Source organism: Micromonospora sp. SYSU B005 (assembly GCF_055362685.1).
The window spans coordinates 333,596-359,143 of the sequence record NZ_JAXCFU010000001.1; the positions used below are offsets into that span (position 1 = coordinate 333,596).

The following is a 25,548-nucleotide window of genomic DNA, read 5'->3' on the forward strand; positions in this document are numbered from 1 at the left end:
CACGTGTCGAGGAAGGGCGCCGGAAGACGGCGCGTCACCGGCGTAACCGGTGGTCACAAGCACGAACCGAAGGGACGGGCCGGCCCGGCAGAGGCGGGCCGGCCCGTGCACCGCGCCCGAGAGGGCGCGGTGGTGGTGCCGGTTGATCCGAAGATCAGAGCGGGCGGATGTTCTCCGCCTGCGGGCCCTTCTGGCCCTGGGTCACCTCGAACTCGACCCGCTGGTTCTCGTCCAGGCTCCGGTAGCCGGAGGTCTGGATCGCCGAGAAGTGGGCGAAGACGTCGGCGCCGCCGTCGTCCGGGGTGATGAAGCCGAAGCCCTTGTCAGCGTTGAACCACTTGACGGTGCCAATTGCCATGTGTTTCGTCTCCTTGACGGAACGGTCGGCCCGCACGTGTTGCGGGCCGGAGAGGAGCACCCCGCGCGTGGAATACGCGGCGTGCCTGTCGCTGCTGGTCGCCCCGCCCGGAGAACTCCGGACACAACAAAGAGCGCCTGGGGCCACAATCCGCCAGGCGCACACAGAGTCTCTGGAAACCAAAACTGCAACCCGGCCAACGTATCACGGATTCGTGCGCTGCGGGAGATCCCCCGGGATTTCCGGCACGGCGGCCACCAGACCGGCCAGTCCCTCCGCGTCGAGCAGGTCGGCCGGGCGGACGGTGGCGGAGTCCCGCACGTAGTGGAACGCGGCGCCCACCCGCTCCACCGGCACCCCGGCCAGCTCCGCCCAGGCCAGCCGGTAGACCGCCAGCTGCACCGCCGCCGCGTCGGCCTCCCGGCCGGACGGCTGCCGCCCGGTCTTCCAGTCGACCACGTCGTAGCGCCCGCCCGGGCGGGCGAACACGGCGTCCATCCGGCCCCGGACCACGACGCCGGCGACGACGGTGGCGAACGGCACCTCCACCTCCACCGGCACCCGGTCGGCCCACTCGCTGGCGAGGAAGCGCTCCTGCAACTCGACCAGCGCCTCGTCCGGGGCCGCGTCCTCGTCCGCCGCGCCGGGCAGCTCGTCCACGTCGAGCAGCCGATCCGCGCCGAAGCGCTGCTCCAGCCAGGCGTGGAACGCGGTACCGCGCCGGGCGTACGGGTTCGGCTCGGTGGGCATCGGTCGGCGCAGCGTCCGGGCCAGCGCCTCCGGGTCGCGGCGCAGCGCCACGAGCTGGGTCACCGACATCTGGCCGGGTAGTTCGACCTCGACCGCCTCGGCCTGCCGGGCCAGCTCCGCCCGCTCGGCGAGCAGCAGATCGGCCTCACGCCGCCAGCGGGCCACCTCGGCGTCCTCCGCCGCTCCCGTGGTGGCGAGCACTGCCGCCTCGCGGCGGGCCGTCTCCGGGTCGGCCAGGTGCCGGCGGACCAGCGCCGCCGCCTCGGTCAGCGCCGGCCGGCGGGCGCCCAGCGGGTCGGCCGGCCATTCGGCCCGCAGCACCGTCTCAGTGGTCGGGTTCACCGCGTCACCGGCCGGCTCGGGCGTCCACGCGTCCACCACGTGCCCGTCCGCGCCGGCCAGGCAGGCGTCGTGCACCTCCCGCAGGAACACCGACGGGCCGCGGAACCGCTTGGTCCCCTCCCCCCACCAGTAGCCGGAGCAGAGCAGCAGCCGGCGGGGGCGGGTCACCGCCACGTACGCCAGCCGGCGCTCCTCCCGCTCGTCGTGCGCCCGCCACGCGTCGGTGAAGTCGGTCAGCGCCCGAGCCACGCCACGCTGGTCCTCCGCCTCCGGCAGGCCCAGTTCGGGCAGCCCGTCCGCGTCGCCGCGCAACGGGAACGGCAGCACGCCCAGCCCGCCCAGCCAGTGGTCGGAGTTGCGGACCGGCCCCGGCCAGACGCCCCGGGTCATCCCGGCCACCGCCACCACGTCCCACTCCAGGCCCTTCGCGGCGTGCGCGGTGAGCACCTGCACCGCGCCGGCCACCACCTCGACCTCGCCGGGCGCCAGCCCGCGCTCCTCGTCCTCGGCGGCGGCCAGGTAGGCGAGGAAACCGGCGAGCGTGGCGCCGGGCGTCTCGCCGCTGAACCGGGCCGCCACGTCGCCGAGCGCGTCCAGGTGGGCGCGGGCCAGCCCGGCGTCGCCCGCGCCGTCCCGCCCGGCCCGGACCGCCACCTCCACGTCGAGGCCGATGGTCCGCTCGATGTCCGCGATCAGCTCCGGCAGCGACTGGTCCAGCCGGTAGCGCAGCAGCGCCAGCTCCATCCCGTACGAGCGCAGCCGCGCGTAGCCCTCGGCGGAGTACGCCTGCGCCGGCCCCAGATCCGCCAGCGCCTCGACCAGCGTGGCCTCGTCCAGCGCGTCCACGGTGATCTCCGGGCCCTCGTCGCCGGTCAGCTCCCGGCGGCTGCGGGCGATCGCGCGGGCCCGGCGGTGCAGGGCGACCAGGTCACGCGGGCCGATCCGCCAGCGCGCGCCGGTGAGCAGCCGCAGCAGCGCCGCCCCGTCGGTCGGGTCGGCGAGCACGCGCAGCGTGCACACCACGTCCCGTACCTCGGGGGTGTCCAGCAACCCACCCAGGCCGACCACGTCGACAGGCAGCCCGCGAGCGCGCAACGCCGCCTCGATCGCCGGGATCTGGCTGCGCAGCCGCACCAGCACCGCAGTGGTCGGGCGGCGGTCGGCCGGGATGTGCTCGGGCAGCGCGCCGGGCATCCCGGCCGCGCCCCGCCAGGCCGCCAGCACGCTGTCCGCGATCCAGTCGGCCTCGTCGGCGTACGTCTCCAGCAGCGCGCAGTGCACGGTGCCGCCGGCCTGCCCGCCCGGCGTGCGGTGCGGGATCGGGTCGCGGACGCTGAGCGCGGCGTGCAGTTCCGGCACCCGCGCGCCGGCCGCCCGCAGCGGCACCGACAGCGTGTTGGCGACGCCGAGGATCTCCGGCCGGTTACGCCAGCTCGTAGTAAGGCTGAGCACGTCGGCCGGGCTGCCGTCGGTACGGGCGAACTCGGCCGGGAACCGGTCGAGCGTGCCGGCGCTGGCCCCGCGCCAGCCGTAGATGGACTGGCACGGGTCGCCGACGGCGGTGACCGGGTGGCCGCCGCCGAACAGCGCGTTGAGCAGCACCACCTGGGCGTGGCTGGTGTCCTGGTACTCGTCGAGCAGCACCACCCGGAACCGGTCCCGCTCGATCACGCCGACGCCGGGATGGTCGCGGGCCACCCGGGCCGCGCGGGCGAGCTGGTCGGCGAAGTCCATCGCCTCGAAGTCGTCCTTGCGCCGGGCGTACGCGCGCACCAGCGGCAGCAGCTTCAGCCGGGTCCGCTGGAGCTGGAGCGCCTTGCGCACGTCGGCGTAGACCCGGCCCGGCCGGGACTGCACGTCGGCGAAGAACCGGCCGGTCCAGGCGGCCAGCTCGTCCGGGTCGACCAGGTGCTCGTCCAGCTCACCGGCGAGCGCCAGCACGGCGTCGGTGATGGTCGACGGCATCCGGTCCACCTCGGACATGTCGCCGTCGTAGTTGCGCACCAGCAGGTCGACGAGCTGCCAGCGGGACGCCTCGGTGAGCAGCCGGGTGGTCGGCTCGTACCCGGCGCGCAGCCCGTGCTCGGTGACGATCCGCCCGGCGTACGAGTGGTACGTGGACACGGTCGGCTCGCCCGCCAGCGGGTCGTCGTGCGGGTCCCGCCCCTGCCGGCCGAGCCGCCGGATGAGCTGGTCGAGCCGGGTCCGGACCCGGTGCGCCAGCTCGCCGGCCGCCTTACGGGTGAAGGTGAGGCCGAGGATGTGCTCGGGGCGTACGTAGGAGTTGGCGACCAGCCACATCACCCGCGCGGCCATCGTCTCGGTCTTGCCCGACCCGGCGCCCGCCACCACCAGCAGCGGCTCCACCGGCGCGGCGATGATCGCGGCCTGCTCGCGGGTGGGCGCCGGCAGCCGCAGCAGCCGGGCCAGCTCGACGGGCGTGTAGCGGGGCCCCGCGTCGGCGGTGCGCGGCGCGGGCGTGGCGGAGGCGCCGAACAGCGCCGGTTGAACGCTCACGAGCCCTCCGGTGGCGGTTCGACCACCTGGCGGCCCTGGCCGGAGACCGGGCAGCTGGTGCGCACCGGGCAGACCCGGCACTTGGAGTTGGCCACGGCGGCGAACGTCGAGGCGGCCATCGTGTCCGCGGTACGGCGTACCAGCGCGGTGGCCCACCCGGCCTCCGGACCCTCCCCGGCGGCGGCCTGGGTCTGCTCCTTGGCGTCCCGCGCGCCGGTGCCGAGCTGCACCAGCGCGGCCCCGCCCGGCTCCTCGCCGAACTCGGCGAACCCGCCCGCCTCCACGGCCGCCTGGTACGCGCCGAGCTGCGGATGCTCGGCCACCTCCCGCTCGGTGACCGCCGTCGACTTGCCGGTCTTCAGGTCGATCACCACGAGCCGCCCCTCGTCGTCGACCTCCAGCCGGTCGACCCGGCCGGTCAGCTCGATCGGGCGGGACGGGTCGTCGAGGCGGACCGCGAACTCGTGCTCGATCGCGAGCAGCCGGCGCGGGTTGCCGGCCAGCCAGCGCAGCAGCTTGTCCACCATCGCCTCGGCGCGCTGCCGCTCCGGACCGGCCATCCACCGGGCGGCCAGCTCGATCGCGTCGAACCGGGCGGCCACGTACTCCAGCAACGCCTCCCGGTCGACGCTCGCGTCCTCCGCGAGCATCGCCGCGGCGTGCACCAGGTTGCCGACACCCTGCGCGGCGCTCGCCGGCCCGCTGCCGCCGTGCCGTTCCAGCAGCCAGCGCAGGCTGCACCGCAATGCGCTCTCCATCGCCGACGGGGTGACCCGCACCGGCTCGCCCTCGTCGACAAGCGGCCGGTCGTCGGACAGGCCGCGCAACCCCCACCAGTCGTCCGGGTGCGCGCCGGGCACCCCGGCGGCGGCCAGCCGCGCCAGCTCACCCGCCGCCGCGTGCCGCCGGGTGATCGGCGTGGCCGGGTCGGTGACGGCGGTACGCAGTTCCGCCACCAGCGCGGACAGGGTGAGCCCACGCGGCGGCAGGGTGACCGGGAGCGCGGCGGACGGCCCGTCCTGCGGGTGCTCGTCCCCGTGCGGCACCGGCCCGTCCGCGGCGCCCCCGCGCGTGGCCGTACCTGTTGGGCCGTTCCCGGTCAGGGCCGGGCCGGTCGGAGCCGAGCCGTCCGGCGCGTCGCGCTCCGGACCGGCCGGGTTCGGGCCGTTCGAGCCGTTCCCGGTCGGTCCGTGCCCCGTCGGGTTCGGGCCGGTTCCGCCGGTGGCGGGTGGGTCGGCGGCTGCGATTTCGTGCAGGAAGCGGCTCGGCTGCTCCTCGTGGTCGTCCCCGCCGACGGCGGCGGACGCGACAGCGGTGACCAGCAGCCGCCGCCGGGCCCGGCTGATCGCCACGTGGAACAGCCGCCGCTCCTCGTCCAGCAGCGCCGACGTCTGCCCGACCAGGCTGGCCCGCAGCCCGGCGCCGTCGGCGCGACCGGCGAGCACGTCGACGAGCCGCTCCGAGCCGAGCAGGCTGCCGCGCAGGCGCAGGTCCGGCCAGACGCCCTCCTGCACCCCGGCCACCGCGACCAGATCCCACTCCAGCCCCTTGGCGGCGTGCGCGGTGAGCAGGCGTACCGCGTCACCCCGGTCGGCGGCGGCGGCGAGCGTGTCGGCGGGCAGCTCCTGCCCGAGGACGTGGTCGAGGAACACCTCGGTACGCGCGCCCGGCAGCCGGTCGGTGAACCGGGCCGCCGCGTCGAAGAGGACGAGTACGGCGTCCAGGTCACGGTCGGCGGCCTCGGCCCGCCAGCGCTGGGCGGTCTCGTGCTCGCCGGTGGCCGCCCGCCCCCTGGTGATCGCCCCGGCCCAGCGTTCGGCCAGCCCGCTCTCCCGCCACACCGCCCAGAGCACGTCCTCGACCGTGGCGCCGGGCCGGCCGGCCGTCTCCCGGGCGGTCGCGAGCAGGTGCGCCACGGCCTGCGCGGGCGCCGCCCAGCGACGCTCGATGGTGGCCAGTTCCGCCGGGTCGCGCAGCGCCTCGACCAGCAGTTCCCCGGACGGACGGCGGTCGCCGCCGGCCAGCGCCAGCGCCCGCAGCCCCTGGCGCAGCCGCCGCTCGGCCAGCGGGTCGGCGCCGCCCAGCGGCGAGTGCAGCAACGCGACCGCCGCCTCCTCGTCCAGCCGGTCGGGTTCGAGCGCGCAGCGCAGCAGGAGCAGCAGCGGGGCGACCGCCGGCTGGAGGTGCAGCGGCAGGTCCTCGCCGTGCACGACGGTCGGCACGCCGGCGGTGTGCAGGGCGCGCCGCAGCGACGGCAGTTGCCGGCCGGTGGAGCGGACCAGCACCGCCATCCGGGACCACGGCACGCCGTCGAGCAGGTGCGCCTCGCGCAACGCGTGCGCCAGCCACGCCGACTCGCTGGTGGCGGAACGGAACGTCCGTACCTCCACCGTTCCGGCCGGTGCGCCGGGAAGCGGGCGCAGCCGCCGGTGCGCCGCCGGACCGCGCAGCCGGCGGGCCAGCCGGGCGGTGGCCGCCAGCAGTTCCGGCCCGGCCCGGTACGAGGTGGTCAGCGTGACCTGGGCTGCCGGCGCACCGGAGGCGGTCCGGAAGCGGTGCGGGAACGTGGCGACGCCCGCCGGGTCGGCGCCGCGGAACGCGTACGTGGACGAGTCCGGGTCGGCGAACGCGACGAGGGACCGCCCGCCGCCGGCCACCACGGCGAGCAGGTCGAGCTGGGCCGGGTCGGTGTCGGCCAGTTCGTCGACGTAGACGTGGGTCAGGCGGCGGCGCTCGGCGGCGAGCAGCTCGGGGTCGTCGAGCAGCATGCCGGTGGCGGCGCGCACCAGCTCCGCCGGGTCGTACGCCACCGAGCCCCGGTTGCTCACGTCGCGCAGGGCGAGCACGGCGACGTACTCCCGCAGGAAGCGCGCGGCGGCCGGCCAGTCGGCGCGGCCCAGCTTCTCGCCCAGCCGGGCCAGCTCGACCGGGCCGACGCCGCGCTCCGCGGCACGCATCAGCAGGTCGCGGAGCTGCTGGGCGAAAGCCCGGGTACGCAGCGCCGGGCGCAGATCCTCCGGCCAGCCGACCGGGTCGTCGCCGGGTTCCTCCCCCACCACGTCGAGCAGCTCACGGATGATCAGATCCTGCTCCGGGCCGGTGAGCAGCCGGGGCGAGGGCTCGCCGCGTTCGGCCGCCGCGCGGCGCAGCAGACCGAAGGCGTACGCCGGGAACGTGCGCACCAGCGGCTCGCGCACCACCCGGTGTCCGTCGCCGGCGATCCGCGCCTCGATCCGGTGGCGCAGCTCGGTGGCGCCGCGCCGGCCGAAGGTGAGCACGAGGATCCGCTCCGGGTCGACGCCCTCGGCCACGCGGGCGGCGACCGCCTCGACGAGCGTCGTCGTCTTGCCGGTGCCGGGACCGCCCACGACGAGCATCGGCCCGTCGGTGTGCGCGACCGCCTCGGCCTGCACCGGATCGGCCGGGCGCGAAACGTTCGTGCCCTCCCCGGCCCCGATCCCCGCCGAAGCAGCCGACGGTGGCGACGCGCCGGTCTCGTTCTGCGGCGAAGCGCCTTCGGGCGGCGCGGCGGTCTTCGGGTGCGCGGCATCGCCCGCCGACCCCCCGGATCGCGGCTCCGCATCGGCCGATCCACCGGACCGACCCACCCCCTGCCCCGCCCCGGCGTCATGGGTGACCCCCGCCCCCGCGCCGCCGGGCCGGCGCACCAACCGGTACGCCTGCATCACCGACATCCCACCACGCCGGTACGACACCCGGAAACCGACCGCCGGCCCGCCCGTCACCGGCTCACCTGACCGCGGCGTGCACCACTGCCCGGCTCTGCCACACACCCGTCTCTCAGGCGTTCACGCCACCTCGGCGTAGTGGCGGCATCCCACCCCTAGATCAACACCACCTCGGGGAAATGGCCACATCACACCAGCCCGGACACCACCACCTCCCCGAAATGGTGTCGATCAAGCCCCCAAGCGGCGTCGATCAAGCCCGCCGAGACGGTGGTGAACAAGGACGGGCCGACCCGGGCGCGCGTCAGGTGAGACGGGTGTCGATCAGGTCCAGGGCGGCGGGGACGCTGTCGGCGACCAGCAGCAGGTCCAGCGCGGCCGGCTTGAGGAACTGCTGCTCGCCGAGCCCGCGGATCCAGTCGAGCAGCGGCCGGTAGAAGCCGTTCACGTCGACGATCACCATCGGCTTGGCGTGCAGGGCCAGGGTGGCGGTGGTCCAGACCTCGAACAGCTCGTCGAGCGTGCCGAGACCGCCGGGCAGCGCCACGAACGCGTCGGACTTCTCGTCCATCAGCGTCTTGCGGCTGGCCAGGCTGTCGGTGACCAGCAGCTCGTCGGAGTCCAGGTCGGCGACCTCCAGGTCGACCAGGGACTGCGGGATGACGCCGACGGTGCGACCGCCGGCCGCCCGCGCGCCCTGCACCACGGCGCCCATCATCCCGACGCAGCCACCGCCGCTGACCAGCGTGTGGCCGCGCCGGGCCAGTTCCTCGCCGGTCTCGGTGGCGAGCGCCAGCCAGCGGGCGTCGAGAGTTCGGGAGGACGCGCAGAAGACACAGACGTTCGCCACGGGTCAGCTCCGTCCCGCCGGGCCCTCGGGGGCGGCCTCGGCGGCGGCGCGCTGGTCGTCGGCCAGCCGGGCGACCGCCTCCTCGCGGACCGCCTCCTGCTCGGCGGAGAGCACCGCCTCGGCCTCGACGATGTGCCGGACCGCCTCGTTGACGTCGTCGGTGAGCCGGATCAGGTCGAGGTCGGCCGGGCCGATCTTGCCCTCGGCGGCCATGGTGGCGCGCAGCCAGTCGAGCAGCCCCCGCCAGTAGTCGGTGCCCATCAGCACGACCGGGAAGCGGGTCACCTTGCCGGTCTGCACCAGGGTGAGCGCCTCGAACAGCTCGTCCAGGGTGCCGAAGCCGCCGGGGAGCACCACGAACGCCTGGGCGTACTTGACGAACATGGTCTTGCGGGCGAAGAAGTAGCGGAAGTCGATGGCCAGGTCGACCCAGTCGTTGAGGCCCTGCTCGAACGGCAGCTCGATGCCGAGCCCGACGGAGAGGCCGCCGGCCTCACCGGCGCCCCGGTTGGCGGCCTCCATCACGCCGGGACCGCCGCCGGTGATCACCGCGTACCCGGCGCGGGCGAGGGCACCGCCCAGCTCCTCGGCCATCCGGCACTCCGGGCTGTCCGGTTTGCTGCGGGCGGAGCCGAAGACGCTGACCGCCGGGGGCAGGTCGGCGAGGGTGTCGAAGCCCTCGACGAATTCGGAGAGGATCCGCAGCGCGCGCCAGGCGTCCTTGGTCTTCCAGTCGCTGCGGCCCCGGGAGTCGAGCAGCCGCTGATCGGCCGTACTCGTCGGAATCGCCCGGTTGCGCAGCGTCACCGCGCCGCGGTGCCGTTCCCCCCGGTTCCGCTCCTCCCGTCGGCCGTCCCCGGCCGACATTCCCCTGCTCTCGCCCATGAGGTCACCGTAGTGGAGCGGCTCCGGCCCGGCGCGCAGGCCCGGGAGCCGGAGAAATCTTTGGGATCCGGGCAACTAATTCGGTCGCACGTACGTCTTACTATTCACATACCCGGTATACCCCGGGCGACGCGCCTTCGGGGGAGGAGCCAGCGTTGATCAGTAACAGCGAGATGATCCGGATCCGCCGTCAGATGCAGCGGCGGATCCGTGACGTGGTGGCCGAGCGCCGCCGCGCCCGGATGATGGAGACCCACCGGTCCGACCTGACCGGCGAGACCGGCGAGGCGGAAGCACCCCTGACGACGACCGTCTGACGATCACCGGGCCCGCGCGGCGGGTGCGGGCCCGGTGATCGCAGCGCGTCAGGCCGGGGCCAGCCAGCGGTGCAGCGTCGCCGCACCGTCCCGGATCTTGGTCAGTTCGACGTGCTCGTCCTTGTGGTGCGCCAGGTTCGGGTCGCCGGGGCCGAAGTTCAGCGCCGGGATGCCCATGGCCGCGAACCGCGCCACGTCCGTCCAGCCCAGCTTGCCGATCGGCGCGGCACCGACGGCCGCCAGGAACTCCTGTGCCGCCGGGCTCTCCAGCCCGGGCGGGGCGCCGGCCGCCGCGTCGGTGACCTCCAGCTCGAAGCCGGCGAAGACCTCGCGCAGGTGCGCCTCGGCGCCCGCCGGGTCGCGGTCCGGGGCGTACCGGTAGTTGATCTCGATCTCGCAGCGGTCGGGGATGACGTTGCCGGCGACGCCGCCGGTGATCCGCACCGCGTTGAGACCCTCGCGGTAGTCGCAGCCCTCGATCGTCACCCGGCGGGCCTCGTACGTGGTCAGCCGCCGCAGCACCTCGCTCGCGCCGTGGATGGCGTTCACCCCGTGCCAGGAGCGCGCCGCGTGGGCCCGCTCGCCGTGCGTGGTGACCACCGCCCGCATGGTGCCCTGGCAGCCCGCCTCGACGATCCCGTACGTCGGCTCCAGCAGCACCGCGAAGTCGGCCTCCAGCCACTCGGGGTGGCTCTGCGCGACCAGGGTGAGGCCGTTGTACTTCGACTCGATCTCCTCGGCCTCGTAGAAGAAGTACGTGACGTCGTAGCGCGGGTCGGGCAGCGTCACCGCCAGGTGCAGCGCGAACGCCACCCCGGACTTCATGTCGGAGGTGCCGCAGCCGTACATCAGGTCGCCGCGCATGGTCGAGGGGAAGTTGCCGTTGAGCGGAACGGTGTCCAGGTGGCCGGCGAGCACCACGCGCTGTGCCCGGCCCAGGTCGGTACGGGCCATCACGGTGTTCGAGTGCCGGTAGGTGGTCAGGTGCGGCACACCGCGCAGCACCTCCTCCACGCAGTCGGCGATGGCCTTCTCGTTGAGGGATACCGACTCGATGTCGACCAGGGCGCGGGTCAGCGCCACCGGATCGGCCAGGACCTCGGGGGTCAACGGGTTCTGCATGTCTCGCACGGTACCGTCATCCTCGGTGGGCGCGAGGGACACGTGCTGCGCCCCCGGCCGCGAGCAGCGGCGGACGCCGCCGCCGGAGCAGAGAGGTGTCACCGTGACGTCCGCACCATCCGCCTGGGGTATCGGCCTGGCCACCGTCACCGCGCAGGACCAGGTGCTCGACACCTGGTACCCGACCGGCAAGCTGGGCCTGGGCGAGCTGCCGCTGGTGCCCGGCGAGGACCGGGCCGACGTGCTCGACCTGCCGCCGGGCGCGATCGGCGAGCGGACGCTGCCCGGGTTGCGCACTGTCGAGGTGACCACGCTGATCGGCTCGCTGGACGACCCGATCAAGGACGCCGCCGACGCGTACCTGCGGTTGCACCTGCTCTCCCACCGCCTGGTGCGGCCGAACGAGCTGAACCTCGACGGCATCTTCGGCAAGCTGGCGAACGTGGCCTGGACGTCGGCCGGGCCGTGCCCGCCGGAGCGGGTGGACGAGCTGCGTGTCATCGAGCGGGCCGCCGGTCGTCACCTGTCCGTCTACGGCGTGGACAAGTTCCCGCGGATGACCGACTACGTGGTGCCGTCCGGGGTCCGGATCGCGGACGCGGACCGGGTCCGGCTGGGCGCGTACCTGTCCTCCGGCACCACTGTGATGCACGAGGGCTTCGTCAACTTCAACGCCGGCACGCTGGGCACCTCGATGGTCGAGGGCCGGATCGTGCAGGGCGTGGTGGTCGGCGACGGCTCCGACATCGGCGGCGGCGCCTCGATCATGGGCACACTCTCCGGCGGTGGCACGGAGAAGGTGCGCATCGGTGAGCGGAGCCTGGTCGGCGCGAACGCCGGTGTCGGCATAACGCTGGGCGACGACTGTGTGGTGGAGGCCGGCTGCTACATCACCGCCGCCTCGAAGATCACCCTGCCGGACGGCCGGACGGTCAAGGCCCGCGAGTTGTCCGGCGTCGACGGGCTGCTGTTCTGGCGCAACTCGGTGACCGGCGCGCTGGAGGCGAAGCCCCGTACCGGCCAGGGCATCACGCTCAACGCGGCGCTGCACGCCAACGACTGAGCCGTACCCCCGTCCGGGTCCGCGACGGCGACCGCCGCGCGGACCCGGACGGCCGGCTCACCGCAGGCGGTACGCCTGGATGATCCGCTGGGTCACGGTGTTGCCGGCGTCGTCACGGGCGGTGGCCCGCAGCGACGCGTACCCCGGGCCGGCCGGGTGCCGGACGGTGGCCGTCCACGCCCCGCCCTGCTTCTTCAGCGGCGCCTTCTGCCAGGTCTTGCCACCGTCGTAGGAGACGTCGACGGTGAGCGCCACGACCCGGCCGGACGGCGCGCCGGGCTGACGCTGCACCGTCACCGGCACGGTGAACGTCCGGCCCGCCGGGGCGGAGCTGTCCACCGCCAGCGGCGGGGTGAACCGGACCGCCATGGCCGGCAGCCGGGCCGGCACGTCACCCGGTACCCGCTTGGAGCGGAACGTCCAGCTCGCCGACACCTCGGTGCTCAGGTCGGTGAAGCCGCGCGTCGCCACGGTCTCCACCCGGTAGTTCGCCGTTCCCGGCGGCACGGTGAACTCGCCGTACCCCGGGTAGGGCGACTCGTCGACAAGCTTGCCGTTGCGGTAGAGCCGGGTGTGCTCGGTGTCGTTGAGCGAGCCGCCCGGGTGCCCGGCCGCGTCGCTGTGCACCGGCAGCGAGACGATGACGGTGTCGCCGGTCCGTGTGATCCCCTGTTCCGGCCACTGCGGCTGCGGGAACGACGGGCCGAACGGGGCCTTGTTCCACTCGTCGCGGTAGGTGTGACCGGACCGGTAACGGGTCGGGACCGATTCCAGCACCGCCCGCGGCTGCAACCAGCCCTCCTCGTCCCGCTCACCGAAGGCCAGCTCGGCGCTCCAGCGGGTCCGGGTGGTGGTGAGGTGGTCGATCCGCTTGCCGGGCACCTGTACGGGCAGGATGACCGCCGAGCCGCCCATGTTGTAGTCGGGCTCCGCGTAGACGACCAGCTCGTTGTCCATCCCGCTGTAGCCGGCGGCGAACCGGTTGGCGACGGTGGCCAGGTCGGCGGTCCGGTAGTTCCGGACGAAGCCGGTCGGGAAGCGGCCCGGGAACAGGTCGTTCAGGCCGTAGAAGTACGGACTGCGCTCCGGCGCTGTCGGCTCGGCCCACTGGCTGGCGAGCGCGCCGACGAAGACCTTGTCGGAGACGGTGCGGCCGATCTGGGCCGAGTAGAGGCCCTCGAACCGGTCGGTCCACAGCCCGAAGCTGTTGTAGTAGTCGCCGAATCCCCAGGCCGCGGTGAGGTCGATCAGCAGTGGTGCCGCGCCGCGCTGCGGCACCGTGGTGCGGATCGGCTTCGCCCGCCGGGCGTCCAGCGTGAGCCGCTGGTTCCCGGCCACCACCAGTTCCGGCTGGGCGAGGAAGGAGACCTCCGACCAGCCCTGGTCACCGTCGACGAAGATCAGGCTCTGCGCGCCGTACCGGCCCTTCGGCACCCGGATCCGGGTCTCGCCGCCGGCGCCGTAGAGGTCCCGGTAGCTGCCGCCGTCGAGCCCCAGCAGAACGGTGTAGTAGCCGTCGGTCAGGGCGCCGGAGCGGTTGCGGTGGGTCACGGTCAGGTCATAGCTCTCCACCTCGCGGTCGACAGCGAGCGGCGTCACCGCCACCGCGTCGCCGGCGCGGGCGAGCAGGCGGCCGGTCCAGTAGCCGTCGGCGCCGCCGAGCCGGGTGTCGATCACCACCGTCACCTGGGCGCTGCCGCCCGCCGGAACGGTGAGCCGGGAGGCGCTGAGAGTCAGCATGCCGGCCGGCGCGGTCCGCCCGCCCGGTCCGGTGAACTGCGTGCTCAGGTCGAGCGTGAGCGGGGCGGTCCCGCCGTTGCGGTAGGTGACCGTCCGGCTGATCGGCTTGTCGTCGGTGTGCGGCCAGGCCGCCACACCGAACGAGACGGAGGCCGGTTCGCTCGTCACCTGCTGGGTGATCGCCCGGGCGACGTCGACCCGGCCCGCGCCCTGCTGGAACGCGGTCTGCTCCGGGTGCGGCTTCGCCGAGGCCATCAGCGTCGCCTTGTAGCGCTCGGGCGTCCAGCCGGGGTGCTGCTGGGCGAGCAGCGCGACCGCGCCGGCCACGTGCGGGGCGGCCATCGACGTGCCGGACAGCGAGGCGTACCGGTCCCCCACCGGGTCGCCGATCTGGCCGTGCGCGGCCCGCGCGGCCACGATCTCCACACCCGGCGCGGTGATGTCCGGCTTGATCGCCCCGTCGCCGACCCGGGGACCGCGGCTGGAGAAGTCGGCGAGCGCGTCGTCCCGGTCGACCGCGCCGACCGCGAGCGCGGCGTCGGCGGTGGCCGGCGAGCCGACCGAACCGTCTACGCCGTCATTGCCGGCGGAGATCACGAACAGCGTCCCGTGCTGCTCGGTGAGCGTCCCGACCGCCTCCTCCAGCGGGTCCACATCCGGGGTGTCGCCGCCGCTGAGGCTCATGTTGACCACTGTGGCGTGCTGCTCGGCAGCGGCCCACTGCATGCCGGCCAGGATGGCCGACTCGGTGCAGCCGTAGACCTCGCAGACCTTCCCGGACAGCAGCGTGGCGTCGGGCGCCACGCCCCGGTACTTCCCGCCCGAGGCGGCGCCGCTGCCGGCGATGATGGAGGCGACGTGCGTGCCGTGCCCGACGATGTCGTCCGGGTCCGCCTCCTCGGTGAAGTTGCGCGACTCGGCGACCTTGCCGGCCAGGTCCGGGTGGCTGAGGTCGACGCCGGTGTCGAGCACCGCGACCCGCACGCCCTTACCGGTCCAGCCGGCCGCCCAGGCGGTCGGCGCGCCGATCTGCGGCACGCTGTGGTCGAGTGTCAGCCGCCGCCGGCCGTCCAGCCAGATCCGGTCGACACCCCCCGCCGCGTCGAGCCGGGCACCGGAGCGGTCGGCGCTGACCGCCTTCCAGAGCGCGCCGGTGTCACCCTTGTCGGCGACGACCGCCGCGCCGGCGATCGCCGGCAGGTCGCGGGTCACCCGCGCGCCGGCGAGCGGGGTCGCCGTCCGCCGGGCCGTCCCCGGCCGGTACGTCACGAGCAGCGGTACGCTGCCGCGCCGCGCGTCGTCGTACCCGGCCTCGATCAGCCCGCTCACGTCGAACAGGCGCCGGTCGAGCTTGCCGGCGCGGACCAGCGGGAGCGCGTCCTGCGGCATCACGGTGAGCCGGTCGCGCTCGCGTCCGACCAGGAACTGGATGCCGGCGCGGCCGGCGCCGGGGCGTACCGCGGCACGGCCGCCCGAGGCGACGGTGACCCGGTCGCCGGTGATCAGGGTGACGGTGACCGGGTGGACGCCGGCCGGGGCGGACGGCCCGGTTCGGGCGGACGGGCCGGTCGGCGCGGTGGGCGCGGCGGCCAGCGCGGGCACCGGCAGGCCGAGCGCCAGCGTCAGGCCGAGGCCGAACGCCGTCAGCTTTCTGCGGTTCCGGAGCAACCTTCCTCCTTCGTCGAACGTTTCATCGATGAGAGACACATCGACGCGGGTATCAGGATTACATACCGCGTATGCATCGGGAAGTCGCCGATCCGACGGAACCGCCACCACCCACCGGAGCGGGCCGGGACGATCGGACGATGACCGCCATGAAGGACCGGATGCTCGCCGGCGAGCAGTACATCGCCGACGATCCCGCGATCATCGCCGACCTGGAGCGCGCGGCCCGGCTCAGTGAACGCTTCAACCGCAGCTCCGCCGACGATCCGGCGGGCCGCCTCGCCGCGCTGCGCGAACTGCTCGGCTCGCTCGGCGAGGACGCCTGGGTCCGGCCGCCGCTGTACTGCGACTACGGACACCAGACGCACATCGGCGCGCGCACGTTCGTCAACTTCAACGCGGTGTTCCTCGACGTCGCCCGCATCACCATCGGCGCTGACGTCCAGATCGGACCGAACGTGCAACTGCTCACCGCCACCCACCCGGTGGAACCGGAGGCGCGCCGGGCCAAGTGGGAGTCCGCGAAACCGATCACCATCGGTGACAACGTCTGGCTCGGCGGCGGGGTGATCGTGCTGGCCGGAGTGACCATCGGTGAGAACACGGTGGTCGGCGCCGGCGCGGTGGTGACGCGCGACCTGCCGGCGAACGTGGTGGCGGTGGGTAACCCCGCTCGCCCGATCAGGAGCCTGGGACAGCCGTCCTGAGCTGCGGAAACAACCGTTCCAGCGGATGCGGATTCCCGCCCTCTCGCGCACTCTGGGTAGTAGGGCGTTTACCGGGAGGCACGATGGAACGGGTCCTCGAACTGCGGGTGCACGGGGTCTCCAACACCCCGCCGGATCAGCTGCTCGGCCTGACCGCCGGCGTCAACGGTGACGGTGCGCAACCAACGCTGGTCGCCGGTGGTCAGGTGACCGGCTTCTACCGGTCGAGCACCGCGGGCCGGGACGACCCGATCACGGTCGAGGCGTACAGCTGGGGGCAGTTGACCTCCGGCGCGCGGACCCGGCGGGACGTGGAACGGGCGCTGTGGACGCTGATGCTCCCGTTCGCGCTGGCGAACGTCGCGCTGCACGCCCGCGCCGACATCCCGCCCGACCCGGACCAGGAACGATGGGCCAGCCGGTCCGGCATCACCGCCTGGCTCATCCGTCTGTTCTGCCTGAGCCTGACCTGCACGCTCGTCGTCACGGTGACCGGCGTGGGCGTGGACCTCATCGCCTGGCAGTGCGTCGAGGCGGACTGCCTCGGCCGGATACCCGGGCCGTGGGAGTTCCTCGGCGACCCCTGGTGGCGCGAGGGCACCCGGACGCTCGCGCTCGGCCTGCTGCTGCCACTGCACGTGCTGGCCGGGATCGGGCTCGTCGCATTCCGCACCTACCAGTACGAGGCGCAGATGCCCGCGGACCCGCACCACCACGCGCCGGCCCGGGAGGACGGCGAGCCGGACGGACGGCCGGACCCGGGTGAGCCGCTGCGGAACCCGCTCCAGGACCCGACGTTCTGGAACGGGGAGGGGCAACTGCGCCGGGCCGCCGTACTGCACCTGTGCGCCGGGGCGGTCAGCGCCGCCGCCGTACCGGTCACCGCCGTGATGATCATGGACCCGCCGCGTGGTGTGCGGGCCGCCGTCGCCTGGCCCACAGTGGCGCTGCTCGCCGCCGTGGTGGTGATCGCCGTGATCGCTGTCGCCCGGCCGTGGCTGAGCCGGCGGCAGGGCGCCACCCCGCTCGGACGGTGGAGCGCGGCGGTCGTGGCGCTCACCGCGCTCGGACTGGCCGGGGCGTTCACCCTGCTGCTGCTCCCCGAGGGGGTGGCCGGGCAGCCGCTGTCGGCGTACCGGCCGCCGGACGGGTGCACGGCGCAGCCGGCCACCGCCGGCTGCCGCACCGACAGGTCGCTGCCCGGGTACGACACGGCTGTCGCGTGGCTGCTCGCGTACCAGATGCTGTTGCTGCTCGCCATCGCCGCGGCGAACCGCTCCGGCCGCCGGGCGCTGATCGGCCCCGTCGCCGGCATGGTGCTGCTGCCGCTCGGCGCGACGTGGATCGAACGCGGGCTGCCCGTGCTGCCCGCCGCGCCGGGCGAGCTGCGCACCTGGATGCTCGTCGGTCCGGCCGTCGCGCTGGCCGCCGCCGGACTGTTCCTGCCCCGCCTGCGGCCGGCGGTGCCGACCCAGCCGCTCGGCGCGTACACCGATCTCGCCTGGCGCGGCTGCGCCCCGGCGGTCATCGCCGGGTTCGGCTGGATGATGGCGGTGGCGTACTGCGCCGGGCTGCTCTACTGGGTCAGCGACCGGCTCGACGCGTCGGCCGAGCCGAGCGGCCCGAGCCGGGTCGTGCCGCCGCTGGCCGTCTTCTGGGCCGGGCTGGCCTGCGCGATCGGCCTGGCCGCGCTGATCGGGATGCTGATCCGGGCCGTCGTCCTGCTGCACCGGCTGCGCCGGGTGGAGTACGCCCGGCTGGCCGCCACACCCGGCCTGTCCGCGCACGACCTGCGGCGCTGCCGCGACGTCAGCACCTACCGGGCGCTGCACCGGCTGATCGGCGAGCACGCGGTACGGCTGCTGGGCTGCTATGCCGCGTTCTGCGCCGTCCTGGTCACCCTCTGCTGCGCCGCCGCGCTGTCCGGCGAGCGGCCCAGCCCGCTGTCCCCGTCCGGCTGGCAGAACGCCATCCACTGGACCGCCGAGCGCGGCGACACGCTGCTCGGCTGGCTGCCGGTGGTGATGGCGGCGCTCGGGCTGCTCGTCTACCGCACCGACTCGGTACGCCGCTCGGTCGGCGTGATCTGGGACGTGTGCACGTTCTGGCCCCGGGCCGCGCATCCGCTCGCGCCGCCCAGCTACGCCGAACGCGCCGTACCGGAACTCCAGACCCGGGTGGCCGGACTGCTGGCGCTGCCGCCGCACCACGGCGACCGGATGGACGGCGTCATCCTCTCCGGGCACAGCCAGGGCACCGTCATCTGCGCCGCGGTACTGCTGCAACTGCCCCGCCGGTGGCGGCTACGGACCTGGTTCTTCTCCTACGGCTGCCAGCTCACCCGGCTCTACGGGCGGGTCTTCCCGTCCTACTTCGGGCCGGAACGCTGCGGGCGCTGGCCGGCGCGCTCACCTGGCCCGGCGGGCACGTGGCCTGGACGAACTTCTGGCGGGACACCGACCCGCTGGGCTGGCAGGTCAGCGCCGGTCAGCGCGACGTGCCGGTGGCCGACCCGGAAGCGCTGCACCCGTCCGGCGGCGAGGTGGCCGACCCGCCCATCCGCAGCCACAGCGGTTATCCCGAGTCGGTGGAGTTCACCCGCGAGCGCGCGGTGGTGTCCCGGCTGCTGCGCCGCACCGTGCCGTCACCCCGGCAGCGGACCGGCGGCTGACCTCGCCCGGCCTCACGCCTGCGGCGGATCGGCCAGGCGTACCACCAGGTCGGCGTGCTCGGCCGTGCCGGCCACCCGCCGGGCGTTCTCCTCGTCGCTGCCGAGCGCCCAGGCGCGGGCCTGCTCCGGCGACTTCCCGTACGCCTCGTGGCGCGCGGTGAGCCGGTGCAGCCGCAGCTCCGCGTCCAGATCCAGGAACCAGATCTGGTGTACGAGCGTGCGCACCTCCTCCCACGGGTCGTCCCGCAGCAGCAGGTAGTTGCCCTCGGTGACCACCAGGCGCACCTCGGGCGGCACCTCGATCGCCCCGGCGACCGGCTCCTCCAGGTCGCGGCGGAACTCCGGCGCCCACACCGACGTCGGTTCCAGCCGGCGCAACCGGCGCAGCACGGAGACGAAGCCGTTGACGTCGAACGTGTCCGGCGCGCCCTTGCGCCCGGCCCGGCCGAGCCGTGCCAGCGCGGACCCGGCCAGGTGGAAGCCGTCCATCGGGACCAGCCGGGCGACCGGGCCGAGTGCGGCCACGATCCGTTCCGCCAGGGTGGACTTGCCCGCACCGGGTGCGCCGGCGATGCCGAGCAGCTGACGCGGTCCGGCCTCGGCCAGCGCACGCGCCCGGGCGACCAGGTCGTCGAGCCCGAGCACCTCCGCCGCCGGCATCAGCCCAGCACCGGCTCGCTGATGGTGAACCGCGCCTCGACCGCCGCGTGCACCGGCTGCGGCGCCGGGTCCAGCTCCAGTTCGCGCTCCGGCTCGCCGGAGCGCGCGTACGCCGCCTTGACCATCATCGGCGGGGCGGCGCTCATCCCGGTGTCGGACAGCTCGCGCAACGCGACCACCCGGGCGCCGAGCGCCTCGGCGTACTCCCGGGCCCGGACCAGCGCGTCGGCGATGGCGGCCTGCCGCGCCTCCCGGTAGGCCGGGCTGTCCGGCCGCAGCGACCACACCGGCCCGGCCACCTCGACCTGCTCCTGGTCGGCCAGGCGGAGCATCAGCTCGCCGAGCGCGGTGAAGTCGGTGGTCGTCACGGTGGTGCTCACGCTGCCCTGATAGGCCACCACCCGCTCGCCGGCGCGCTTCGTCACCGGCCGGACGTGGACCTGGCCGGTCTCCCGGCGCTCCACCACGGCCCCGGCCCCGTCGAGCAGCGCGCGCACCGCGGCGGCCCGTTCGGCCAGCCGGGTCAGCGTGGTCTCCCGGTCCCGGTCGCGCGCCGTCGCCGTCACCGTGAACCGGGCCAACTCGGGAGCCACCTCCCGGTACGCCTCACCGCGTACCGCCACGACCGGTGCGTCAGCCATGCCGCTCAGCCTAACGGCGGGGTGGCCGGCAGGTGCCCCATGTAGGTGACCGCGCCGGCCGTCTCCCGTACCCCGCTCAGGTGACCGCCCGCCGCGCCCAGCTCCCGCAGGTACGCCAGCTCGCCAGCGTGGTCGGCGGCGGCCGGGAACTCCCGCCGGTGCGTGGTGAACGTACGCGCCCGCAGCGTCGCGCGGACGTCCCGCCCCTCGGCGAACCGGTCCGTCAGCGCACCGGCGTCGCCACCGCGCAGCGCCTCGGTCAGCTCGCTCAGGAACGCGCCGAGCGCGTCCAGTTCGGCGAGGACGCGGTCCCGGTTGCCGAGCAGCATGTTCGCGGTCCGTTCCGGCGGTCCGCCGGCGACCCGGGTGCCGTCGGAGAAGCTGCCGGCGGCGAGCGTCAGCACCGCGTCCCGCAACGCCGACCGCTGCACGGTGCCGGCCAGCGCTCCCGCCAGCACGTGCGGTACGTGCGAGGCGAGCGCGGCGGCGCCGTCGTGTTCCGGGGCGGACATCGGCACCACCCGGGCGTGGAAGGCGTCCACCAGCAGCACCGCCAGCCGCCGGAACGCGCCCAGGCCGGCCGGCCCCGGGCAGAGCACCCAGGCGGCGCCGTCGAGCAGGTCCGGGCCGGCCGCGCCCGCTCCGGCCCGGTCCGCGCCGGCCATCGGGTGCCCCGGCACGAACCGGTGCCCGAGCCCTTGCACTATGGCGGCGGTGCTCACCTCGGCCTTGACGCTGCCCACGTCGGTGAGCACGCAGTCGTCGTCGGTCACCGCGGCGACCCGGGCCAGTGTCGCCGGCAGCGTGGGCAGCGGGCCGCAGAGGAACACCACGTCCCGGCCGGTTACCGCCTCCTCGAGTGTGTCGGGCGCGTCGACGCCCCGGTCGCGTACCAGCCGGCGGGCCGCCGGATCGGGATCCCAACCGGCGACGTCGAGCCCGGCGGAGTGCAGCCGCAGCAGCACGGAACCGCCGATCAGCCCGGTGCCGACCACCGCCGCCCGCGCCAGCCCGCCCGCCACGTCAGGCCTCGGCGAGCCGCCCGGCCACCGCGTCCACGTGCTCGTCGGACTCGGTGAGGGCCACCCGGACGTGCCGGGCGCCGGCCGGGCCGTAGAAGACACCGGCGGCCACCAGGATGCCCCGGCGGGCCAGCCAGTCCACGGTCTCCCAGCAGTCCTCGTCCCGGGTGAGCCAGAGGTAGAGCCCGGCCTCGGAGTGCTCGACGGTGAAGCCGGCGGCGGTGAACGCCGCGCGCAGCTTCTCCCGCCGGACGCGGTAGCGCTCCCGCTGGGCGTCGGCGTGCTCCTGGTCGCCGAGCGCGGCCACCATCGCGGCCTGCACGGGCGCGGGCACGATCAGACCCGCGTGCTTGCGGATCTTGAGCAGCTCGGCCACCAGCGCCGGGTCACCGGCGACGAACCCGGCCCGGTAGCCGGCCAGGTTGGAGCGCTTGGACAGCGAGTGCACCGCCAGCACGCCGTCGTACGAGCCGCCGCACACCTCGGGCGAGAGCACCGAGACGGGCTCGGCGTCCCAGCCCAGCGGCAGGTAGCACTCGTCGCTGGCGACCACCGCGCCGCGCTCGCGCGCCCACTCGACCACCTTGCGCAGGTGGGCGGCGGGCAGCACCCGGCCGGTCGGGTTACCGGGCGAGTTGACCCAGACCAGGCGGACCCGGGGATCCGGGCCCAGCGCGGTCAGCGAGTCGGTGCGTACCGTCGTCGCGCCGGCCAGGCGGGCCCCGTCCTCGTAGGTCGGGTAGGCCACCGACGGCACCACCACCACGTCACCGGGGCCGAGCCCGAGCAGCGTGGGCAGCCAGGCCACCAGCTCCTTGGAGCCGATCGTCGGCAGCACACCCAGGCCGTCGACGCCCGCGCCGCAGGCCCGCGCGACCCACGCCGCGATCGCGTCCCGCAGAGCGGGCGTACCGGCGGTCAGCGGGTATCCCGGCGCGTTCGACGCGTCGGCCAGGGCCTGGCGGATCAGCTCTGGCACCGGGTCGACCGGCGTGCCCATCGACAGGTTGATGAGACCGCCCGGGTGCGCCGCGGCCGTGGCGGCCGCGGCGTCCAGGGTGTCCCAGGTGAAGTCGGGCAGCCGTGCCGAGACCGGCGAGCGCCGGTTCAGTGGCCCTCGCCGCGCGGCGGCTGCGCGGCGACGAAGGTGGCGTCCTTCTCCACCTTGCCGATCTTCGAGGCGCCACCGGGCGAGCCCAGGTCCTCGAAGAACTCGTAGTTGGCCCCGGTGTAGTCCTTCCACTGCTCCGGGACGTCGTCCTCGTAGAAGATCGCTTCCACCGGGCAGACCGGCTCACAGGCACCACAGTCGACGCACTCGTCGGGGTGGATGTAGAGCATCCGGTTGCCCTCGTAGATGCAGTCGACCGGGCACTCCTCGATGCATGCCTTGTCGAGCACATCCACGCACGGCTCGGCGATGATGTAGGTCACCGGTCTTCTCCTCCGCAAGACTCGTCGCGATCAACCGCAACGGTAAGAGCCTAGTATCTCGCCGGGGAGGGGGTCGATCGTGCTCCGACAGCAGGACGTGGGACACCGGATCGTGGTCCGCCGGATTGTGGGGATTCGCGAGGGCCGCACGCTGTTCTCCGACGCGCTCGGTGAGCTCGTGGAGCTGAGCGAGACCCACATCACTCTGTCCACCGACGCCGGGCCGCTGCGCGTACCGGTGGCCGAGGTGCACCGGGCCAAGCGGGTGCCGCCGGCCCGGCGGCCCACCGCCGCCGCCGTGGTGGCGCTGGAGCTGGCCGCCGACGAGGCGTGGCCCGCACCGGTACGCGGACGGCTCGGCGACTGGCGGCTGCGCTGGGCCGACGGCTGGACCGGCCGGGCGAACAGCGCGCTGCCGGTGGGCGACCCGGACCGGCCGCTGCCCGCCGCGCTGGACGCGGTGCAGCGCTGGTACGCCGAGCGCGGCGGGCCCGCCCTGGTGAACACCCCGCTGCCGCTCGCCGCCCCGGTCGGCGCGGAGCTGGACGCGCGCGGCTGGACGTCCCGGCCGCCGGTGCTGGTGCAGACCGTCCCGCTGCGCACCCTGACCGTGCCGCCGCCCGCCGTCCCCCTGCCGGCCGCCATCCCACTGCCGGGCGCCGGACCGCTACCCGCCGACGCCCCGCTGCCGGCCGACGCCGCCGCCGACGTGCCGCCGGTGACGCTGGCGGACGCGCCGGCCGACGACTGGCTGGCGATCGCCGCCGGCCGCAAAGGCGGGCTGCCGGACGCCGCCCGGCAGGTGCTCACCGGGACGCCCCGGGCCCGCTTCGCCGACCTGCGCGAGGACGGCCGGCTGCTCGCGGTCGGGCGGGGCACGGTGACCGGCGGGGGCCGCTGGCTCGGCGTCAGCCTGCTGGAGACGGTGCCGCAGGCGCGCCGCCGAGGGCTCGCCGCCGCTGTCGTCCGCGCCCTGGCCGCCTGGGGCGCCGCCGAGGGCGCCACCCACGCGTTCCTCCAGGTCGAGCAGAGCAACACCGGGGCGGTGGCGCTCTACCGGCGGCTCGGCTTCACCACCCACCACACCTACCTGACCCGGGTCGCCCCGGCGGCCTGAGCGGCGCTCCCGGTCAGCGCCGGACGATCTTGCGAGGCCGGGTGCGCTTCATCTCGGCGTACCGCTTGAGCTGGCGGGACCGGTAGTCCCGGCCCAGCGCGGTCAGGATCAGGTAGCCGACCAGCACGCCCGCCGCGGTGGCCGCGAGATAGAGCCAGATCTGGGCGAAGAAGAGGCCCGCACCGCCGCCGAACGGGTTCTCCCCGACCAGCAGCGGGCCGACGAACACGGTGAGCGCCAGCGCGACCGCGACGGCGGCGGCCAGGTCGCCGGCCCAGCGGCCCAGCGGCCGGTCGGCGCCCCACCGGAACGCGGTGCCGGCCAGGATCAGCCCGATGACCAGGAACATGGCGAGCGAGACGCGGCCGGAGGCGGTGTCGTCGTCCGGGAACGCGAATCTGATGACCAGCCGGGCCACCACGTTCACGCCGAACAACGCGGCCGCCAGCACGCCTACCGCACGCCACCGCTGAGTCATCGCACGCCTCCCGCCGTACCGCCCGCTCCCTCGGCGGGCCTCTTGGCAGGAATGTCTACCACCGCGAGCTGTGCGGCGTCAGCACCTCACCGTGCGTCCGGTGGTGTCACCAGGTGCCGGAAGCCCAGTACCGCGAACGTGACCGCGCCGGCCACGATCAACGCGAGGCCGAGCACGTTGTCACCGGCGAGCGCCAGGTCGCCCTCGACGGTCCGGAAACCACCCACCACGATCACCAGGAACCACGGCAGCGCGCCGAGCGCCACCGCCCAGCGCGTACCCGTCGACCGGTGGGCGAACCGGCCCAGCAGCACCGTCGTGGCCACCACGGCGACGACGCCGGCGGCCACCAGGCCGATACCGAGAAGGGCCCGCAGCCCGCCGGAGCGGCCCTGCACCGTCTCCCAGGCCCAGGTCGCGAAGATCAGGTCGAGCAGCGCCAGCAGGACGCCGGCCCAGACCGTGACGACGCCGCCGGCCACCCGCAGCGCGCGGTCGAGCACCCGCTCCGCCGGGCTCGGCGTCGCGGGCGTCGGCGGCTGCTCGGGAAGGGTCGACACGGGTACGGCCGGCAGCGTCACCGGAGACCGGCCGCCGCGACCGGGGACCGCTGCGTGCCGTCCAGGGCGATCCCGGCGAAGAGGTCGTCCTCCCAGCCGTACGGGCCGGCGCCCGGGCCCTTCTCGCCGACCGCGAGCGTGAAGTACTCCACGCCCATGAACTCGCCACCGAAGTTGCCGGCGATCGAGTAGAGCCAGGAGTTGGCCGGGATCTGGGTGGCGTGGGCGCGCATCGCCGCCTCCTTGGCGGCGTGCTGGTCGGTGCCGTCGATCCGGGCGGCGATCTCCGCGTCCGGCGTGCCGAACGGCAGCTCGTCGGCGCTCTCGATGCCGGCGAAGGGGTTGTCCGAGGACTCGGTGAACGTCTCCAGGCCCGCGTCGAGCACGCTGCGCGGCATCGCCGTCCAGTAGACCTTGGCCGGGGCGATCCCCTCGGCCGCGGCCAGCTCCACCGCCCGCATCGCCACCCGGTGCGCCTGGATGTGGTCGGGGTGGCCGTAGAAGCCGTCCGGGTCGTACGTGACGAGCACCTGGGGACGGACCTCGCGGATGACCTCCACCAGGTAGCCGGCGGCGACGTCCAGGTCGGCCTGCCAGAACGCCCGCGGGTGCTCGTTGGTGGTCAGGCCCATCATCCCGGAGTCCCGGTAGCGGCCCGCGCCGCCGAGGAACCGGTGGTCGGTGACGCCGAGCGCGGCGCACGCCGCGGCCAGCTCGCCGATCCGGTAGCCGCCGAGCTGGTCCGCCTCGGCCGCGCAGAGCTGGGCCAGGGCCGGGACGTGGATCTCGCCCTCCTCGCCCAGCGTGCAGGTCACGAGCGTGACGTGGGCGCCGGTGGCGGCGTAGTGCGCCATCGTCGCGCCGGTGCCGATCGACTCGTCGTCGGGATGCGCGTGGACCAGCAGGAGGCGTCGGTCGGGCAGGGTCGTCACGCCCGTCACTCTAACCGGCGGTCCT

At 74.7% G+C, this 25,548-nt stretch carries 19 protein-coding genes; 4 read left to right on the forward strand and 15 right to left on the reverse strand.

From position 1 onward, the window contains the following. Nucleotides 1-154: 154 nt before the first annotated feature. The 5 genes from cspE to SM452_RS01595 form a co-directional block, all read right to left on the reverse strand. On the reverse strand, nt 155-358 hold the full coding sequence (gene cspE, locus SM452_RS01575; RefSeq protein WP_013288421.1) for a transcription antiterminator/RNA stability regulator CspE: 204 nt from the start codon (nt 356-358) through the stop codon (nt 155-157). A gap of 204 nt (nt 359-562) precedes the next feature. After that, nucleotides 563-3,967 carry an ATP-dependent helicase gene (locus tag SM452_RS01580; protein ID WP_262013981.1) on the reverse strand — a complete coding sequence of 1,135 codons (3,405 nt, stop codon included), beginning with the start codon at nt 3,965-3,967 and terminating at the stop codon, nt 563-565. Beyond that, nucleotides 3,964-7,653: an ATP-dependent helicase gene (locus tag SM452_RS01585; protein WP_463839381.1), complete on the reverse strand. Its 3,690-nt coding sequence runs from the start codon at nt 7,651-7,653 to the stop codon at nt 3,964-3,966. Before SM452_RS01585 ends, SM452_RS01580 begins: the two co-directional genes overlap by 4 nt. Nucleotides 7,654-7,960: 307 nt before the next feature. After that, on the reverse strand, nt 7,961-8,506 hold the full coding sequence (locus tag SM452_RS01590) for an LOG family protein (RefSeq protein ID WP_463839190.1): 546 nt from the start codon (nt 8,504-8,506) through the stop codon (nt 7,961-7,963). 3 nt (nt 8,507-8,509) lie between these two features. Continuing rightward, nucleotides 8,510-9,373 (reverse strand): LOG family protein, encoded by an 864-nt coding sequence (locus SM452_RS01595; protein ID WP_402807964.1) that lies wholly within the window; start codon nt 9,371-9,373, stop codon nt 8,510-8,512. Between the two features lie 173 nt (nt 9,374-9,546). Between SM452_RS01595 and SM452_RS01600 the strand changes: the two genes are divergently transcribed. Further along, entirely contained in the window at nt 9,547-9,708 is a 162-nt protein-coding gene (locus SM452_RS01600) for a hypothetical protein (protein WP_013288426.1), read from the forward strand. A gap of 48 nt (nt 9,709-9,756) precedes the next feature. On the opposite strand, the gene dapE is transcribed toward SM452_RS01600, so the two are convergent. Beyond that, a complete protein-coding gene (gene dapE / locus SM452_RS01605; protein ID WP_030273854.1) occupies nt 9,757-10,830 on the reverse strand; it encodes a succinyl-diaminopimelate desuccinylase in 1,074 nt (357 codons plus the stop codon). Nucleotides 10,831-10,933: 103 nt separating this feature from the next. Between dapE and dapD the strand changes: the two genes are divergently transcribed. Further along, nucleotides 10,934-11,893 carry a 2,3,4,5-tetrahydropyridine-2,6-dicarboxylate N-succinyltransferase gene (dapD, locus tag SM452_RS01610; protein WP_262013984.1) on the forward strand — a complete coding sequence of 320 codons (960 nt, stop codon included), beginning with the start codon at nt 10,934-10,936 and terminating at the stop codon, nt 11,891-11,893. 57 nt (nt 11,894-11,950) lie between these two features. On the opposite strand, the gene SM452_RS01615 is transcribed toward dapD, so the two are convergent. Then, a complete protein-coding gene (locus SM452_RS01615; RefSeq protein WP_463839191.1) occupies nt 11,951-15,301 on the reverse strand; it encodes a S8 family serine peptidase in 3,351 nt (1,116 codons plus the stop codon). A gap of 140 nt (nt 15,302-15,441) precedes the next feature. Between SM452_RS01615 and SM452_RS01620 the strand changes: the two genes are divergently transcribed. Further along, nucleotides 15,442-16,008 carry a sugar O-acetyltransferase gene (locus tag SM452_RS01620; protein ID WP_355506389.1) on the forward strand — a complete coding sequence of 189 codons (567 nt, stop codon included), beginning with the start codon at nt 15,442-15,444 and terminating at the stop codon, nt 16,006-16,008. Between the two features lie 2,683 nt (nt 16,009-18,691). On the opposite strand, the gene SM452_RS01625 is transcribed toward SM452_RS01620, so the two are convergent. From SM452_RS01625 to fdxA, 5 genes are read right to left on the reverse strand one after another with little or no spacing between them, the layout of a single operon-like run. Continuing rightward, the gene (locus SM452_RS01625) at nt 18,692-19,339 is read right to left on the reverse strand and encodes a nucleoside/nucleotide kinase family protein (protein WP_262013988.1); all 648 of its coding nucleotides are present in this window, start codon (nt 19,337-19,339) and stop codon (nt 18,692-18,694) included. After that, complete coding sequence (locus tag SM452_RS01630; RefSeq protein ID WP_463839192.1) at nt 19,339-19,980, reverse strand: SIMPL domain-containing protein; 642 nt, start codon at nt 19,978-19,980, stop codon at nt 19,339-19,341. The genes SM452_RS01625 and SM452_RS01630 overlap by 1 nt, the downstream gene beginning before the upstream one ends. Before the next feature lie 5 nt (nt 19,981-19,985). Then, a complete protein-coding gene (locus tag SM452_RS01635; RefSeq protein ID WP_262013990.1) occupies nt 19,986-21,002 on the reverse strand; it encodes a prephenate dehydrogenase in 1,017 nt (338 codons plus the stop codon). A gap of 1 nt (nt 21,003) precedes the next feature. Beyond that, complete coding sequence (gene dapC, locus SM452_RS01640; RefSeq protein ID WP_402807967.1) at nt 21,004-22,113, reverse strand: succinyldiaminopimelate transaminase; 1,110 nt, start codon at nt 22,111-22,113, stop codon at nt 21,004-21,006. Continuing rightward, nucleotides 22,110-22,436 carry a ferredoxin gene (fdxA, locus tag SM452_RS01645; RefSeq protein ID WP_007464872.1) on the reverse strand — a complete coding sequence of 109 codons (327 nt, stop codon included), beginning with the start codon at nt 22,434-22,436 and terminating at the stop codon, nt 22,110-22,112. The genes dapC and fdxA overlap by 4 nt, the downstream gene beginning before the upstream one ends. 79 nt (nt 22,437-22,515) lie before the next feature. Between fdxA and SM452_RS01650 the strand changes: the two genes are divergently transcribed. Beyond that, a complete protein-coding gene (locus SM452_RS01650) occupies nt 22,516-23,553 on the forward strand; it encodes a GNAT family N-acetyltransferase (protein ID WP_435150022.1) in 1,038 nt (345 codons plus the stop codon). Between the two features lie 13 nt (nt 23,554-23,566). Here the strand turns inward: SM452_RS01650 and SM452_RS01655 are convergent, their stop codons facing one another. The 3 genes from SM452_RS01655 to mshB all read right to left on the reverse strand — a co-directional run bounded on the left by SM452_RS01655 (nt 23,567) and on the right by mshB (nt 25,532). Then, complete coding sequence (locus SM452_RS01655) at nt 23,567-24,031, reverse strand: hypothetical protein (RefSeq protein WP_252453022.1); 465 nt, start codon at nt 24,029-24,031, stop codon at nt 23,567-23,569. An 86-nt stretch (nt 24,032-24,117) separates the two neighbouring features. Next, the gene (locus SM452_RS01660) at nt 24,118-24,591 is read right to left on the reverse strand and encodes a hypothetical protein (protein WP_463839193.1); all 474 of its coding nucleotides are present in this window, start codon (nt 24,589-24,591) and stop codon (nt 24,118-24,120) included. A 17-nt stretch (nt 24,592-24,608) separates the two neighbouring features. Then, nucleotides 24,609-25,532 (reverse strand): N-acetyl-1-D-myo-inositol-2-amino-2-deoxy-alpha-D-glucopyranoside deacetylase, encoded by a 924-nt coding sequence (gene mshB, locus SM452_RS01665; RefSeq protein ID WP_199733075.1) that lies wholly within the window; start codon nt 25,530-25,532, stop codon nt 24,609-24,611. Between the last annotated feature and the right edge of the window lie 16 nt (nt 25,533-25,548).